The sequence below is a fragment of the Pseudomonas acericola (SeqCode) genome (genome assembly GCF_053456465.1).
Window position 1 is genome coordinate 1,077,209 of record NZ_JBRFJB010000001.1, and the last position, 16,684, is coordinate 1,093,892.

At 63.9% G+C, this 16,684-nt stretch carries 10 protein-coding genes; 8 read left to right on the forward strand and 2 right to left on the reverse strand.

Annotated features, from left to right (window positions below; translation table 11 throughout):
* The first annotated feature begins 96 nt into the window (after positions 1 to 96).
* From ACU688_RS04990 to ACU688_RS05015, 6 genes are all read left to right on the forward strand, one after another.
* Positions 97 to 780 carry an ABC transporter ATP-binding protein gene (locus ACU688_RS04990; RefSeq protein ID WP_448183863.1) on the forward strand — a complete coding sequence of 228 codons (684 nt, stop codon included), beginning with the start codon at positions 97 to 99 and terminating at the stop codon, positions 778 to 780.
* Positions 777 to 1,568, forward strand: coding sequence for an ABC transporter permease (locus ACU688_RS04995; protein ID WP_017737204.1), 792 nt, complete (start codon positions 777 to 779; stop codon positions 1,566 to 1,568). The genes ACU688_RS04990 and ACU688_RS04995 overlap by 4 nt, the downstream gene beginning before the upstream one ends.
* 601 nt (positions 1,569 to 2,169) lie before the next feature.
* Positions 2,170 to 2,790, forward strand: a complete 621-nt coding sequence (locus ACU688_RS05000; protein WP_448183864.1) for a glutathione S-transferase family protein — start codon at positions 2,170 to 2,172, stop codon at positions 2,788 to 2,790.
* A 127-nt stretch (positions 2,791 to 2,917) separates the two neighbouring features.
* Positions 2,918 to 3,826 carry a LysR family transcriptional regulator gene (locus ACU688_RS05005; RefSeq protein WP_448183865.1) on the forward strand — a complete coding sequence of 303 codons (909 nt, stop codon included), beginning with the start codon at positions 2,918 to 2,920 and terminating at the stop codon, positions 3,824 to 3,826.
* Entirely contained in the window at positions 3,826 to 4,695 is an 870-nt protein-coding gene (locus ACU688_RS05010) for a LysR family transcriptional regulator (protein ID WP_448183866.1), read from the forward strand. Before ACU688_RS05005 ends, ACU688_RS05010 begins: the two co-directional genes overlap by 1 nt.
* 79 nt (positions 4,696 to 4,774) lie before the next feature.
* Complete coding sequence (locus ACU688_RS05015; protein ID WP_448183867.1) at positions 4,775 to 5,707, forward strand: flavin-nucleotide-binding protein; 933 nt, start codon at positions 4,775 to 4,777, stop codon at positions 5,705 to 5,707.
* A 241-nt stretch (positions 5,708 to 5,948) separates the two neighbouring features.
* On the opposite strand, the gene ACU688_RS05020 is transcribed toward ACU688_RS05015, so the two are convergent.
* Positions 5,949 to 7,460: an efflux transporter outer membrane subunit gene (locus ACU688_RS05020; protein ID WP_448183868.1), complete on the reverse strand. Its 1,512-nt coding sequence runs from the start codon at positions 7,458 to 7,460 to the stop codon at positions 5,949 to 5,951.
* A complete protein-coding gene (locus ACU688_RS05025; protein ID WP_448183869.1) occupies positions 7,460 to 8,236 on the reverse strand; it encodes a helix-turn-helix transcriptional regulator in 777 nt (258 codons plus the stop codon). Before ACU688_RS05025 ends, ACU688_RS05020 begins: the two co-directional genes overlap by 1 nt.
* Positions 8,237 to 8,680: 444 nt before the next feature.
* Here ACU688_RS05025 and ACU688_RS05030 point away from each other — a divergent pair, with 444 nt between their 5' ends.
* Together ACU688_RS05030 and ACU688_RS05035 are read left to right on the forward strand one after the other, a co-directional pair.
* Complete coding sequence (locus tag ACU688_RS05030; RefSeq protein ID WP_448183870.1) at positions 8,681 to 14,950, forward strand: amino acid adenylation domain-containing protein; 6,270 nt, start codon at positions 8,681 to 8,683, stop codon at positions 14,948 to 14,950.
* A 691-nt stretch (positions 14,951 to 15,641) separates the two neighbouring features.
* Positions 15,642 to 16,553 carry an ATP-binding cassette domain-containing protein gene (locus tag ACU688_RS05035; RefSeq protein WP_448183871.1) on the forward strand — a complete coding sequence of 304 codons (912 nt, stop codon included), beginning with the start codon at positions 15,642 to 15,644 and terminating at the stop codon, positions 16,551 to 16,553.
* The last annotated feature ends 131 nt before the right edge of the window (positions 16,554 to 16,684 follow it).

Below are 16,684 nucleotides of genomic sequence, written 5' to 3' on the forward strand. Positions count from 1 at the left end.
GCAGCCCTTTCCGCGGAAGGTGGCGTAGAAGGCGCCAGGCGGGGAATATAGGCAGCCAGATAGATGATTGCAAGCCGCTCACCGAGTAACGAGTTCATGACAGACACCCCGCTGATTGAAACCCGCGCCCTCACGCGCATGGACGAGCGCCGCCAGGTGCCCTTGCTCCAGCCCACCGATTTCACCTTGAACGCCGGCGACCGCGTGTCCATCACCGGCTCTTCCGGCTCTGGCAAAAGTGTCTTTTTGCGCGCCCTGGCTCTGCTGGACGCGCCTACCTCCGGGCAAATCCTGTGGAATGGCCAGCCGATCAGCAACGCCGAGATTCCCCATTACCGCTGCCATATCAGCTACCTGTCCCAGCGCCCGGCGTTGCTCGAAGGCACGGTGGAAGACAATCTGCGTTTTCCGTTCAGCCTTAAGACTTCGCATAAACGCAGCTTCGACCTTGCAGCCGTCACCACACTGCTGGGCCACGCAGGCAAGGCGCCGGACTTCCTCGCAAAAAATGCGGCGGATTTATCCGGCGGTGAGTCCCAGGTGGTCTCGCTGATCCGCACCTTGCAACTGAATCCCGAAGTACTGCTGCTGGACGAACCCACCGCCGCCCTCGACCCCACGTCTTCCCGCGAAGTGGAAGCGCTGATCGACGCCTGGTTCGCCGGCGATCAATCCCGTGCGTGCATCTGGGTGTCCCACGACCTCGACCAGGCCCGGCGCATGAGCGACATCCACTTGCACATGAGTGCCGGCGTGTTGGATGGAGTCTCCCAGCCATGAATTACCAGAACCTCACCGCCCTCGACCTGGGCATCGCCGCCTCGCTGATCCTGGTCAATGGCGCGCTGTCGCTGCTCCTGCGTCTGGGCCTGGGCCGCCAATTGCTGTGGGCGGCGGTGCGCACCGTGGTGCAACTGCTGGCCATCGGTTACCTGCTGGGTTGGGTGTTCGAGTTTGCCTACTGGTACGTGGTGCTGCCGTTGATGTGCGCCATGACCCTGATCGCTGGCATCTCCGCCGCCGGGCGCGGGCGGCGCACGTACAAGGGGCAGCGGGTCGACAGCATCTTGTCGGTGTGGGGCAGCTCGTGGCTGGTGACGGCGGTGGGGCTGTTTGCGGTGATCCGCATCCATCCGTGGTACGAGCCGCAGTATGCGATTCCGATCCTCGGGATGATCCTCGGCAACACCCTGACCGGCGTGTCGCTGGGCATCGAACGCATGACCCAGGAGCTGACGTCGGGGCGCAACACCATCGAAATGATCCTCGCCCTCGGTGGCTCACGCTGGGAAGCGGCGCAGGACGCCATTCGCCAGGCGGTGCGCGCGGGGATGATCCCGACGCTGAACCAGATGACCGTGGTCGGCATCGTCAGCCTGCCCGGCATGATGACCGGCCAGGTACTGGCGGGGGAAAGCCCGGTGGATGCGGTGCGCTATCAGATCGTGATCATGTTCTTGATAGCCGCGTCGTCGGCATTGGGCACGGTGGGGGCGGTGTTGTTGACGTATCGGCGGTTGTTTTCGGTGGGGCACCGGTTTTTGCGCGAGCGCCTCGAAGAGCGCTGACATCCCTGTGGGTGATGGCTTTGTGTGGGAGCGGGCTTGCTCGCGAAGGCTATGTGGCAGGCGGCCAAGTCTTATCGGATGTACACCGGCCAAATGTGGGAGCTGGCTTGCCTGCGATAGCTATGTGTTGGGCGCTGAGATTTTTTGACCGGAGTACATATCCGTTATTTAGGTAACGGCTGCTTATGGTTCCGCCCTTACGGCGGGTCACTTTTGGAAAAGAGCCCCAAAAGTAACCAAAAGGGCTCTTGCCCCAACACTCGGTGCCTCGCCTAGGCTCGGCATGCCCGTAATCCGACATGGATTTGGGGGGCCGCCGCCACGCGCCATCCATGGCGCGGGGCGGCTAAACCGGCATCCCTGCCGGTTTACCCCCCAAATCCATGTCGAATTCCGGCCAGCGTGTTTAACGGGGCGCCCAAGATCAAAATCAAGGTCAAATGCCAGAGCCAGAGCCAGAGCCAAAGCTTCGGGTTTTGTCGGGGCCTTTATCGTGATTGTTTCACCTGATGAAATGCTGGATTGTAAATCCTGGTGATTCCAACGGTCACCGCAGCGGTGGACCATGGCCGGCGTCGATAACCTTATTTTGGAGCCTGTCATGTCCCAAGCTGCGATCAAACTGTACGGTTTTCCGCTGTCCGGCCATTCCCATCGCGTGGAGCTGATGCTGTCCCTGCTGGGCTTGCCCACGGAATTTATCCTGGTGGACCTCGCGCAAGGCGCGCACAAATCGGCGGATTTTCTCGCCACGATCAACAGCTTTGGCCAGGTTCCGGCGATTGACGATAACGGCACCGTGTTGGCCGATTCCAATGCGATCCTGGTTTACCTGGCGAGCAAATACGGCAAAGGCCAATGGCTGCCCAGCGACCCGGTGGGGCAGGCCCGCGTGCAGCGCTGGCTGTCGGCGGCGGCGGGGCAGTTGCATGTGGGGCCGGCGTCTGCGCGCCTGGCGGTGGTGTTTGGTGCCGAGGTCGATACCGTCAACGCTATCAGCCGCGCCCATGGGTTGCTGCAGTTGGTGGAACAGCAACTCAGCCAAAGCCGCTTCCTCGCCAGTGAGCAGCCGAGCATCGCCGATATTGCGTTCTACACCTACATCGCCCACGCGCCGGAAGGCAATGTGTCGCTGGCCGACTACCCTCAAGTGCGTGCCTGGCTGGCCAGCATTGAGGCGTTGCCGGGGTTTGTCGGCATGCCGCGCACTGAAGTGAAGTAACCCCCTGTGGCGAGGGAGCTTGCTCCCGCTGGAGTGCGCAGCGCTCCCAAGATTTTTGGGGCCGCTGCGCAGCCCAGCGGGAGCAAGCTCCCTCGCCACAGGTGTGTAAACAACAGAAGGAGTGACGATGGACCGATTCCACGAAATGCAGGTGTTCCTCGCGGTGGCCGAGGAGGCCGGTTTTGCCGCCGCTGCTCGCCGCTTGAACACCTCGCCGCCCAGTGTGACGCGGGCCATCGCCGCCATGGAGCAACGCATCGGCACCCAACTGTTGGCGCGCACCACCCGCAGCCTGCACCTGACCGAGGCCGGCCAGGGTTATCTGGAAGACTGCCGGCGCATCCTCGCCGAGCTGGATGAAGCCGAAGAAGCGGCGGCGGGCAGCTATTCGATCCCCTGCGGGCATTTGACGGTGACCGCGCCGGTGCTGTTTGGCGAGCTGTATGTGGCGCCAGCGCTGGGGGCGTTCCTCGACCGTTTTCCGTTGGTGACGATCAATGCCTTGCTGGTGGATCGTGTGGTCAACCTGCATGACGAAGGGGTCGATGTGGCCGTGCGTATCGGCCATCTGCACGAGCCGGGGCAGCAGGCGATCAAGGTCGGTGAAGTGCGGCGGGTGGTGTGTGCGTCCCCCGGTTATCTCGACCAGCACGGGCGCCCTGAACACCCGTCGCAATTGCGTGAAGCGAAGATCGCCACCACCTCCGCCAGCCAACGTGTGAATGAATGGGCCTTTGTCGAGCACGGCCAGCCGCTGAACGTGCCCATCGAACCGCGCCTGGTGGTCACGGCCAATAACGCCGCGATCAACCTCGCGCGCCAGGGCTGGGGCGTGACGCGGGTGCTGTCGTATCAAGTGGCGGCAGCGGTGGCGACGGGGGAGTTGGAGATCGTCCTCGCAGGCTTTGAACCGCCGCCGCTGCCGATCCAGGTGGTGTTCCAGAAGAGCGCGCGCGTGCCGGCGAAGGTCCACAGTTTTGTCGATTTCCTCAGCGCTCGCCTGGGCCAGGATGCCGCCCTGAACCGGCGCGGCTGATGGAGCACTTTCGCGATATGCAACGCTTTGCCGCATTGGCCGGGCAGCCGAGCCTGGCTGCGGCGGCGCGTGCGGCCCAGGTCTCTGGCCCGACCCTGATACGCGCGGTCGCCCGCCTGGAGGCGCGCCTGCGGGTGCCATTGCTGGCACGCAGTACGCGGGGCGTGAGCCTCACCGCAGTGGGCCGCGCCTACCTGGCCGACTGCCTGCGCCTGCTGGCGGCGGTGGACGCCGCCGAAGCCTCGGCCAAGGGCTTGCATGTGCAGGCCCAGGGCAATCTGCGAGTGTTCTTGCCGTTGCTGTTCAGCAGTTATGTAATGGCGCCGGTGTTGGCCAACTACCTGGACCGCTATCCCGAGGTGCGTCTCGCCGCGCACTACCACGACTACTACCCGAACCTGCACGAAGAGGGCCTGGACGTGGCGATTCTCGTCGGTGAACTGCCCAGCTCGTCACTGATCGCACGGCCCGTGGGGCAGGTGCGGCAGATGCTCTGCGCGAGCCCCGGCTACCTAGCGGCCCACGGCGAGCCCCAGCATCCGCAGGACCTCCAGCACCATCGCCTGATCGCCCAGGTGGATTGGGCTTTTCAGGGCCATGAATTCAAGGCCCGTTTGGGCTGTACCACCGTGCAAGGCGCGATCAACGCGGCGGTGCACGGCGCAGGGCTGGTGCGTTGCCTGAGTTACCCGGTGCATGAGCATCTGCTCAATGGGCAACTGCGCCGCGTATTGCCGGCGTATGAACAGCCACCCATGCCAATCCATGTGGTGTACCGCGAAGGCCGCAACGCCCCGATGCGCGTGCGCAGCTTTGTCGAGCACTGTGTGGCGGCACTGCGCGCCCATCCGGCATTTCAGCTGGCGTAATAGTGGATTGCCGGGCGTGGTGATTCTCTCGCTGCGGGGCAGGGCGCAGCATGGGGTTCTACAACCTGAGGTGGTCGCCATGAACCTGATCGAACAATCTCCCTGGCATGCCGGCGAGCGGCAACTGCAAGCCGCCGTGGGCGTGGCCGAGCGTATGGCGGTGGTCGGGCCGAAAGTGATCCGCGATCACTTGCCGGAGCAGCATCGCGATTTTTATCCGCTGTTGCCCTACCTGCTGCTCGGCGTGGTGGACGAGCAGGGCATTCCCTGGGCCACGCTGGTGGAAGGTGCGCCGGGGTTTGCCCACTCGCCTGACCCGCAGACCTTGCAGGTCGACAGCCAGCCCTCCCTGAACGACCCCGCCCGCGCCGGCTTGCGTGATGGCGCTGCGGTGGGCGTGCTGGGGATCGACCTCAACACCCGGCGGCGCAACCGCATGAACGGCCGGGTTGCTGCCCTTGATCATGAGGGGTTCTCGGTGCAGGTGGAGCACACGTTTGGCAACTGCCCCAAGTACATCCAACTGCGGCCGGTGGACGGGATTGCGCGTAAACCCGGTACGCAGGTCGAGCGCTCAGGCAGCTTGGATGAAGCGGCGCAAAACTTGATCCGCAGTGCCGATACGTTCTTCGTCGCCAGCTATGTGGACACCGACGGCGAACGTTCGGTGGATGTCTCCCATCGCGGCGGCGACCAAGGTTTTGTGCGGGTCGAAGGCAATGTGCTGACCATTCCCGACTTTGCCGGCAACCTGTTTTTTAACACCCTGGGCAATTTGCAGCTCAATCCGCTGGCGGGGTTGTTGTTTATCGATTTTGAGTCGGGGGATGTGTTGCAGGTGGCCGGGCGTACGGAGTTGATCCTCAGCGGCCCGCAGGTGGCCGAGTTCGAGGGCGCGCAGCGGCTGTGGACGGTGACGGTGGAGCAGGTGGTGCGGCGCCCGGCGGCGTTGGCGCTGCGCTGGCAGTTTGCGCAGTTTTCGCCGTTTAGCCTGGCGACGGGGCGTTGGTAGGTGTTGTCTGTGGTGACGCTATCGCAGGCAAGCCAGCTCCCACATTTGAAGGTATTCGCAATTCACACTGTGGGAGCGGGCTTGCCCGCGATGGCGGTGTGTCTGGTTTTGGAGCTTTTGGGTCGGAGTACATATCCTTTGCTGCGGCAACGGCCACTTAGGGTTCCGCTCTTACAGCGGGTCACTTTGCAAAAGCGGCAAAGTAACCAAAGCGCTCTTGCCCCAACACTCGGCACCTCGCCTAGGCTCGGTGTGCCCGAACGCAGGCTTGAATCCGTGGGCCGCCGTCATGGGCCATCCCTGGTCCAGGACGGCTAACCCGGCGTCCTGCCGGGTTGCCCACATTTTCAACCGGTGCCGGGCCTTGCCCCAGTTGTTGATCGACCCCCCACGCACCGCCCAACGCCGTGTACAAGCGCACTTGCGCCACCAGTTGCGCAAGCTGATCGACAATCAACGCCTGCTGCGAGCTGAACAGCGAACGCTGTGCATCGAGGAACGTGAGGTTGCTGTCCACGCCGCTGCGGTAGCGGTGTTGCGCCAAGTCGTAATACGCCTGGTTGGCCGCGACAAAATCCCGTTGTGCGGCGAGTTGGTCGGTGTAGGTCTGGCGTGCGGCGAGGCCGTCTGCGACTTCCTGGAAGGCGGTCTGGATGGCTTTTTCGTACTGGGCCACGCTGATGTCTTTTTGCAGTTTGGCGTAGTCGAGGCTGGCGCGCAGGCTGCCGGCGTTGAAGATCGGCAGGTTGATCTGCGGCTGGAAGGTCCAGGTGCCAGAGCCGCCCTTGAACAGCCCCGACAGCTCGGTGCTGGCGCTGCCGGTGTTGGCAGTCAGGGTTACGGAGGGGAAAAAAGCGGCACGGGCGGCGCCGATATTCGCGTTGGCGGCTTGCAGTTGGTATTCGGCCTGGAGGATGTCGGGGCGCCGTTGCAACAGGTCCGAAGGCAGCCCTGCCGGCACCGACGCCACCAGGTCGGCGGTCAGCGGGCGGGCGGGCAGGTTGGCATCCACCGTCGTGCCCACCAGCAGGGCCAGGTTGTTGAGGTCCTGGGCCACCTGGCGTTGATAGCGGGCGACGCTGGCGCGGGTGCTTTCGACGCTGGTGCGCGCCTGCACCACTTCCAGTGCCGAGGCTTTGCCGGCGCTCTTGCTGCGCTGGGTCAGGCGCAGGCTGTGATCGTCGGCGGCCAGGGTTTGCTGGGCCAATGCCAGCAGCTCCTGGTCGGCCCGCCAGGTCAGGTAGGCATTGGCGACGTTGGCCACCAGGCTCAATTGCGTGCTGCGCCGCGCCTGTTCGGTGCCCAGGTATGTGAGCATCGCCTGTTCGCTGAGGCTGCGCACGCGGCCGAACAAATCCAGCTCGTAGGCGCTAAGGCCCAAGGTGGCCGAATAGCTTGACGTGATCGCCGATTGGCCGGTGCCGGTCACGTCCCCGGGCAGCTTTTGCCGCTTGCCCGCCGCGCTGGCGGACACCGCCGGGAACAGGTCCGCACGCTGGATGCGGTACTGCGCCTGGAACGCTTCGACATTCAACGCCGCCACCCGCAGGTCGCGGTTGTTCTGCAATGCATCGGCAATCAGCTGTTGCAGCGCCGGTTCATGGAACAGCGGTTGCCAGTCCGTGGTGACGGCCGAGGTGTACACCCCGCCTTGGGGATACTGCGCCGGGACCGGCGCGGCGGGCCGCTGGTAGTGCGGGATCAGCGAGCAGCCGCCGAGCAGGCAGGCGAGGGTGAGCGTGAGTGTGCGCATCAGGCGCCCACCATCCATTTCGCCAGCCCGTGCCGGCCGCTTACGCCCAGCTTGGCGGCGGCGCGCTTGAGGTAGGTCTCCACCGAGCTGTTTTTCACACTGAGTTTTTCCGCCATCTGCGGCACGGTGCCGCCGGTCAACAGGCCCAGGCACACCTCCTGCTCCCGTGCCGATAAGGTGATATCGCTCAGTGCCAGGCGCTTGTAGAACTCACGCTGCAATTGCGACTGCTCCAGCACGTTATGCGGCGCTTCGACCTCGCTGTGTGGCGCTTGGCGCAGGCTGTGTGCATGCCGCTCCATCAGCGGCAACAGGGTCTGCGAGAGGCACTTGAGAAACGACAACTCGGCCAGGGAAAAACCGCGCTGGGCGGGCGGGCGGTACAACGAAATCACACACCGCCGGTTGGCCTGGCGCGACACCAGGTTGCACTGGTGTGAACTGCCGGCCTTGGCTTTCATCTGGATCAGCAGCGGGTCTTGCATATGCAGCATGTCCCGCAGCAGCGGATGGGTGTTGAGCGGGTGCAGGGTCTGGGGGGCCGCCAACGCCTGCTTGAGCCCCGCGCTGCCGAGCAAGGTGATGTCGAGCACGCTGTCGCGGGTGTCATCAAGGGTCCATTCACTGAGGTCTACCAGGTGGATCGGTACCCACTTGTCGACCAGTTGCAACAGGTTGGCGGCGAACGCCTCATGGCCACTGTTTGCAATCAACTCACCCATATCGGCGTAGAAATGCGGGTTGTCCGTGGTGCCAATACTCTGCGTCAAGCTCATAGCCATCTCATCCTTGATGTTCAAAATCATCAGCAATCAACCCGTGAAATCCTATTCAGCCAGGTGATTTGTCCTACGTATGTAGCAGAAATACGTGACACAAGCTGCCATAAAAACAACGTCATTAATTCGACGTTTCTGACAGTGTTTTCCGCCTGAGAAAACTGAAAGATAATTTTAAATGTTAGTTAAGTTATTGAAATAAAAGATAATTTATTTTCATTTTGGCGACGTCCAGCCAATCGACATCGGCCAGTCATAGCGAATGTCCTACATCCATTTAATCGTTTCAGCGGTGGGCCTTCAGCCAAGCCCGGTTCCATCCATTTGGATGTCCGGGTTTAGGGTGACAGACAGGCCCCGGACCCCATGCTCAAATCCGGCAATTTCGCCGTAGTGGGCCTTCCTGCGCGGCCAGTGCCTGATACCCATGAGAAGGATCTTATGCAGCCCTTACCCTGCCTGCCGACCCGCTTGCCCCTCACCGCCGCCCAACAGGACATCTGGCTCGACCAACTGCGCCAAGGCGACTCGCCGCTGTACAACATCGGTGGCTACGTGGACTTTGCCGGCGCCGTGGTGCCGGCGCTGATCGAGCGAGCTGTCGCGCAGCTGGTGGCGACCCACGATGCGCTGCGCAGCCAAGTGCATGGCGACGCCGAGGGTTTGCCCGAGCAAACCTTCGTGGCCGAGATGGCGGCCGAGGTGGCACTGCATGACGTGTCGGCGCAGCCTGATCCCCTCGCTGCGTTCCAGGCCTTGATGCAGGCGCAGATGGCCCGGCCCTATGCCCTGGCAGGCGAGCCGCTGTTCCGATTTTTCCTGGTCAAGCTTGGCAGCCAGCACTACCGCCTCGGCACTCAGGCCCACCACTTGATCCTCGACGGCTGGGGCTTTGGCCAGATGCTGCAATCCCTCGCCGGCCTGTACAGCGCCCTGGAGCAGGGGCTAGCGGTGGAGCGATTGGCGCCGTCCTATCGCGACTTTATCGATGCCGACCTGAGTTATCGACAGTCTCCCCGTTATGCCCGTGACCGCGCCTATTGGCTGGACAAGTACCAGACCTTGCCAGAGCCGCTGCTCACCCCGCGCCACACCGCCAAGGCGCCGAGCAACACCTGGGTGCAGGCGTTTCCGCTGGCCTTGCTCGAACGCATGGAGCAGCTTGCCAAGGGTTACCAGGCGTCGGCGTTTCATGTGCTGCTGGCGGCGATGCATGTGTATTTCACCCGCACCAGCCAGCGTGAGGAATGGGTGGTGGGCGTGCCGATTCTCAACCGCGCCAACGCCCGCTTTCGCGCGACGGTCGGGCTGTTTGCCCAGGTCAGTGCGGTGCGTTTGCAGTTCGACGCGCAACTGCCCTTTGGTGAATTGGTACGTGGCGTGCGTGACCAACTCCAGCAGGATTTCCGCCACCAGCGCTTTCCCTTGAGCGAGATGAACCGCGAGCTGGGCTTGCGCCGCAGCGGGCGCGAGCAGTTGTTCGAGGTGTCGCTGTCGTTCGAACAGGACGACCATGACCTGCGCTACGGCGACGTCCAGGCCCGGGCGGTCAAGGTGTCCAATCTGCATGAGCCGCTGCCGTTGGCCATCCACCTGCGCAGCAACCGCCAGCAGGGCAGTGCGAGCCTGCATTGCGTGTACAACGAGGGGTATTTCCAGCACGACGAGGTGCAGGCGTTGGCGCAGCGTTTGACCTGGCTGCTGGAGCAGGGGCTGGACGACCGCGCGTTGCCGGTCGCCGAACTGGCGATGGTGACCCCGGCTGAGCAGGCCCGGTTGCAGCAGTGGAATGCCACGGCGCGGCCGGTGGTTGAGCCGCGCACCTTGCACGGGCGTATCGAAGCGCAGGTCGAGCGTACGCCGCAGGCGATTGCGGCACGGTATCAGGGGCAAGCGCTGACCTACGCCGCGCTCGACCAACAGGCCAATGGCTTGGCCCATCAACTGCTGACCCACGGCGTGCAGCCGGATGATCGGGTGGTGATCCTCGCCCGGCGCGGCCTCGATACGTTGGTGGGGTTGTTGGCGATTCTCAAAGCCGGCGCCTGCTACGTGCCGGTCGACCCGGCCCATCCCGCCGAGCGCTTGCATTACTTGCTTCACGACAGCGCGCCGGCGCTGGTACTGGCCCAGCCCGAGCTGTTGCATCGCCTGCCCACGCTGGCGGTGCCCGTGATTACGCTGGGCCAGGTATCGGAACCGTCACACCAGACGCCGCGTGTTGCGGTCAGCCCGACGAACCTGGCCTATGTGATTTACACCTCCGGCTCCACCGGTTTGCCCAAGGGCGTGATGGTCGAGCACCACAGCGTCTGCAACCTGGTGGACTGGCATTGCCGGGCGTTCGACTTGCAGGCCGGCAGCCACACAGCGAGTGTCGCCGGGTTTGGTTTTGATGCGATGGCTTGGGAGGTTTGGCCGGCGCTGTGTGTGGGCGCCACCTTGCACCTGCCGCCGGCCCATGACGGCGCGGAGGACATCGACGCGCTGCTGCACTGGTGGCGCGAGCAACCGCTGGACGTGTGTTTCTTGCCAACGCCGGTGGCCGAATACGCCTTCAGCCAGGGCCTGGGCCACCCGACCTTGCGCACCTTGCTCATCGGCGGCGACCGACTGCGTGCATTCCCCCAGGCGCAGCGTTTTGCCGTGATCAACAACTACGGGCCGACCGAAGCCACGGTGGTTGCCACCTCCGGCCGCGTCGAGGTGGGGCAGCCGTTGCATATTGGCGCGCCGGTGGCGAATGCCTGCGTCTACCTGCTGGATGCGCAGCAGCGCCCGGTGCCCATTGGCGTCGCGGGGGAGTTGTACGTCGGCGGCAAAGGCGTGGCCCGTGGTTACTTCAACCGGCCGGACCTGACGGCGCAGCGCTTCGTCGATGACCCCAACACAGGCGGGCGGATGTACCGCACCGGCGACCTGGCGCGCTGGCTGCCCGACGGTAACCTGGAATACCTCGGCCGCAACGATGACCAGGTGAAGATCCGTGGCGTACGCATCGAACTGGGCGAGATCGAAGCGGCGCTGGCCGCGCATCCGCAGGTTGCGGACGCGGTGGTGCTGTGTCGCGAAGGGCAACTGCTGGCCTGGTTTATCGAGCGTGAGCCGCTGGCAATTGAAGCGTTGCGCAGCCATCTGCAAGCTTCGTTGCCCGACTATATGCTGCCCGTGGCCTACACCCGGCTGGCGGCGTTGCCGCTGACCACCAACGGCAAACTCGACCGCAAAGCATTACCGGCACCGACCGCGGACGCCTTCGTCACACGTGTGTTCGAGGCCCCGCACGAGGGGGTGGAAACCACTCTGGCGCAGCTGTGGGCCGATCTGTTGCAGGTCGGGCCAGTGGGGCGCCACGATCATTTTTTCGAACTGGGCGGGCACTCGCTGCTGGCGGTGCAACTGGTGCAACGCATGCGCCAGGCCGGCCTGCGTGCCGATGTGCAGGTGTTGTTCGGCCAGCCGACACTGGCGGCCCTGGCGGCGGTGAGCGAGGGCCGCGACAGCGACGTGCCGGCCAACCGCGTGCCGGCCGATTGCGCCGTCCTCACCCCCGATCTGTTGGCCCTGGCCACGCTGGATCAGGCCAGCCTGGATCGCATCGTCGCCGGCATCCCCGGTGGTGCGGCGAATGTGCAGGAGATCTATCCGCTGGCTCCGTTGCAGGAAGGGTTGCTCTACCACCACCTCACCGATGAGCACGATCCCTATCAGCAGCAAGCGCTGTTCAGCTTTGCCGACCGCGCGCAGTTGGATGCATTTGCCCAGGCGCTGCAACAGGTGATCAACCGCCACGACATCCTGCGCACCAGCCTGGTATGGGACGCCCTTGAGCAGCCGATGCAAGTGGTGTGGCGCGAGGCGACGCTGCGGGTCGAGCCGCTGCGCGAAGCCTGTGCACCGCTGGATTTGCGCCAGGCGCCGTTACTGGCCCTGGACTATCGCGAGGAGCCGGAGCAGCAGCGTTGGGTCGCCCGGTTGCGCTTCCATCACCTGGTGAATGACGCCACGTCCACCACCATTCTGCTGGATGAAATACGTGCTCATCTGCGCGGTGAACAGGCGCGATTGCCCGCGCCGGTGCCGTATCGCAATGTGGTCGCGCAGGCCCGCCTACCCGCGCGTCAGGCGGCGCACGAAGCCTTCTTTCGTGAGCGTTTGGCCGATGTCGACGAGCCGACCCTGGCCTTCGGCCTACAGGAACATCGGGCACAGCCAGCCGACACCGAAGCCGCCGAGCAGGCGCTGGGCGAACCCCTCAACCAGCGCTTGCGCGCGCAGGCACGGGCGTTGGGCGTGAGCGCCGCAAGCCTGTTCCACCTGGCCTGGGCCCAGGTGCTCAGCCGTGTGGCTGGCCGTGATGATGTAGTGTTCGGCAGTGTATTGCTCGGCCGCTTGCAGGCAGGCGAGGGCGCGGATCGGGCCCTCGGCATGTTCATCAACACCTTGCCGCTGCGCTTGTGCCTGGCCGGGCAAAGTGTGGTCGAGGCGGTGCGCGACACCCACCGCCAACTGAGCGCGCTGCTCGTCCATGAACAAGCCTCACTCGCCCTGGCCCAGCGTTGCAGCCAGGTGGCGCCGCTGTTCAACAGCCTGCTCAACTATCGGCATACCGCTGCAGACACTGCGTCGGAGCTGGGGCCGGGCATCGCCTTGCTCAGCAGCGAAGACATCCTCAGTTACCCGCTGATGCTCACCGTGGACGACGTTGCCAGCGGCTTTCGCCTCAAGGCCAAGGCGCCGCGCCAGGTTGGTGCCGTGCGTCTGCTGGGCTACCTCGATACGGTGCTCAACGGTCTGGCGGACGCCCTTGAGCATGCCCCGCAAAGCCCATTGCGCGACGTGCCTGTGCTGCCCGCCAGCGAACTACACAGGCTGCTGGTGGACTTCAACTCCACCGCCATCGACCACGACGAAACCCAGACCGTGCAAGCGCTGTTTGAGGCCCACGCGCGGCATATCCCTCATGCGGTGGCGGTGCAGGCCGGCACGTTGCAACTGACCTACCGTGAACTCAACGAGCGCGCCAACCAGCTCGCGTATTGCCTGCGTGAACGCGGGGTGCAGCCGGATTCGCGGGTGGCGCTGTGCGTCGAGCGCGGGCTCGACCTGGTGGTGGGGTTGCTGGCCATTCTCAAGGCGGGCGGCGCCTATGTGCCGCTGGATCCAAGCTATCCCCGCGAGCGCCTGGCCTACATGCTCCACGACAGCCAGCCGGTGGCGTTGCTGGTGCAGGGCGCCACCCGCGACTTGCCCGGTGACGTGGCGATCCCGGTGTTCGACTTCGACCGCTGCACCTGGCAGCAGGCCCCCGCCGGCAACCCACGGGTGCCGGGCTTGACCCCCGCCAGCCTGGCCTACGTGATGTACACCTCGGGCTCCACCGGCACGCCCAAGGGCGTGATGGTCGAACACCGCGGCCTGACCAACCTGCTGCACTGGGGCTCGCAGCTGTGCCCGAACGCCGAAGGTGGCGCGCTGTTGCAACGTGCGCCGTTCAGCTTTGATGGCTCGGTGTGGGAGCTGTTCTGGCCGCTGGCCAATGGCATGCGCCTGGTGCTGGCGCGGCCCGATGGGCATCGCGAACCGGCGTACCTAGCGCAAGTGATTCGTGATGAACAAATCAGCGTGATCAAGTTCGTGCCGGCGATGTTGCAGCAGTTCCTTGAACTGGAAGAGTCGGCGTTGTGCAGCAGCCTGACCGATGTGCTGTGTGGCGGCGGCGAACTCACCGAGGCCCTGGCCCGTGGCGTGCAGGCGCGCTTGCCGCAGGTGCGCTTGCACAACGTCTATGGCCCCACGGAAGCGACGGTGGACAGCAGCGCCTGGACCCTTGAACCGGGTGCCTGCGTGCCCGCGCTGCAATTGCCGATTGGCCGGCCGATCAGCAATACCCGCCTGTATGTGCTGGACGAACACGATGCGCCGGTACCGATGGGCGTCAGCGGCCACTTGCATATCGGCGGCGTCGGCGTGGCGCGCGGCTATCTGGGGCTGGCGCAGATGACCGCCGAGCGGTTTATCGACAGTCCGTTTGTGGCGGGTGATCGCCTGTATCGCACCGGCGATCTGGTGCGGTATTTGCCGGATGGTGACCTGCAGTTTCTTGGGCGCAACGACTTCCAGGTCAAGCTGCGTGGTGTGCGCCTGGAGCTGGGGGAAATCGAAGCGTGCCTGGCGGGGCATCCGGCGTTGCGTGAAGTGGCGGTGCTGATTCGTGATGAGCGGTTGGTGGCGTATTTCACCCTGCGTGCCGAGGCGCCGAGCCCGGAGGTGTTGCGTGCCCATGTGCTGGAGCAACTGCCGGAGTACATGGTGCCGGCGGCGTTTGTGCAACTTGACGCCTTGCCGCTGAATCCGGCCGGTAAGCTGGATCGCAAGGCGTTGCCGGAGCCTGGTTTGGCGTCGGTGCTCAGCCGCGCGTATGTGGCGCCTGTTGGGGAGGTTGAGACGGTGATGGCCGGGATCTGGGCCGAGGTGTTGAAGTTGGAAAGGGTGGGGCGGTATGACCACTTTTTTGAACTGGGGGGGCATTCGTTGCTGGCGGTGAATGTGGTGGCGCGGATGCGCAAGGCTGGGCTGGAGGTGGATGCGCGGACGTTGTTCAGTCAGCCGACGTTGGTGCAGTTGGCGGCGTGTACCGTGGCGCAGGTTGAGCAAGTGGCTGTTGCTGAAACCGCTATCCCTGCACTGAATCGCCGTCGTCGGATCTGAAGCCTGACAGCGATTGGATGTGTGAGCAGGTTTGTGTGGGAGCTGGCTTGCCTGCGATAGCGGTCTGTCGGTGTACATATCCATTATTTGGGTTACGGCTGCTTATGGTTCCGCCCTTACGGCGGGTCACTTTTGGAAAAGAGCCCCAAAAGTAACCAAAAGGGCTCTTGCCCCAACACTCGGCACCTCGCTTAGGCTCGGTGTGCCCGTAATCCGACATGGATTTGGGGGGCCGCCGCCACGCGCCATCCATGGCGCGGGGCGGCTAAACCGGCATCCCTGCCGGTTTACCCCCCAAATCCCTGTCGAATTCCGGCCAGCGTGTTTAACGGGGCGCCTAAGATCAAGATCAAAAGCAAAGCGCGGCGGCCTAGTAGCCGACCGAGTCTCTGGAGCTGGCGCATTCTCCTGTGGGAGCTGGCTTGCCTGCGATGGCATCAACTGGGTGTGCCTGATGTACCGAGGTGTCTGCATCGCAGGCAAGCCAGCTCCCACACCGGTCTGGTGCTGAATGGATTCAACACTTTGGCCGCCCATCGCATATAACCGAAAAACCAATCCATATGCGATCCAGCTATTGGATTGTTCATAAGGCTTTGCCTTTAATTCGCCACCTAACTCATTGTTACACGGAGTAAATCAGCGCCTCGTCGCGCTGGAATGAGTCACCGTAGCGCATTAGAGATTAGCCATGAGCAACCCCGTTGCCGTTGCACCCCAGCCCCTGGTCCGCGCGCGTGACCTGTGCAAGTCCTTTGGCACCCAACGGGCGCTGGATCAGGTCAGCCTGGAGCTATACCCGGGCGAAGGCGTGGGTTTGTTGGGTGTGGAGGGGGCGGGCAAGTCCACCTTGGTCAACATCCTCGGCGGCACCTTGGCGCCGGATGCCGGTGAGTTGTGGGTCGATGGGGTGCGGCAACGGTTTATTTCACCGTTGTCGGCACGCCGGGTGGGGATTGTCGCGGTGCACCAGCGCCCCGACGAAGGCATCGCCCCGGGCCTGAGCGTCGCCGAAAACCTGCTGCTCGACGAACTGTGCCTGCCCGGCGCGGATTTCCTGCTCAACCGCAAAAACCTCCTCCAACGCGCCGAAACCATCGCCGCCGGCTTGGGCCTGGACCTGCCGCTGCAACTGCCGGTTGAACGCCTCGGCCAGGCCGACCGCCAACTGCTGGTACTGGCCCGCGCCTTTGCCCTGCAACCGCGCTTGCTGATCCTCGACGAACCCACCGCCGCCCTGTCCGACCCCGACGCCGAGCGCCTGCTGGAACTGGTCGATTCCCAGCGCAGCCGAGGGGTGGCCATCCTTTATATCTCCCAGCGTATGTCCGACCTGCAACGGGTGACCAACCGCGCAATCGTCCTGGAGAACGGGCGGATTAGCCGTGAAGTGAACACACGGCATTTGCCGACGGCGACGTACAGCTTGTTCGGGGATGCGACGCAAAGCGCGCTACCGGAGCAGAACCTGTCGGTGCCGTTTCTTGAGCGGTTTACCCGCACGGGGTTTATCCGCAATCGGGCGGAGGGGCGGGTGGTGCGGGAGCAGGTGGTGGGGGTGGAGGTCAAGGCACAGCAGCTTGCAGGAAAGCCAGACCTCTGACGCCGTTTGTCGGATGGCTTTGCGAATTGTCAGTGCACTCTTGAGGCCGTCACACGTTTTTTAAATGGGCAGCCATTCTTCCGTGTAAAAGCGTGAGTTGCAAAAGCCAAAAATTATAATGACTTAGTACT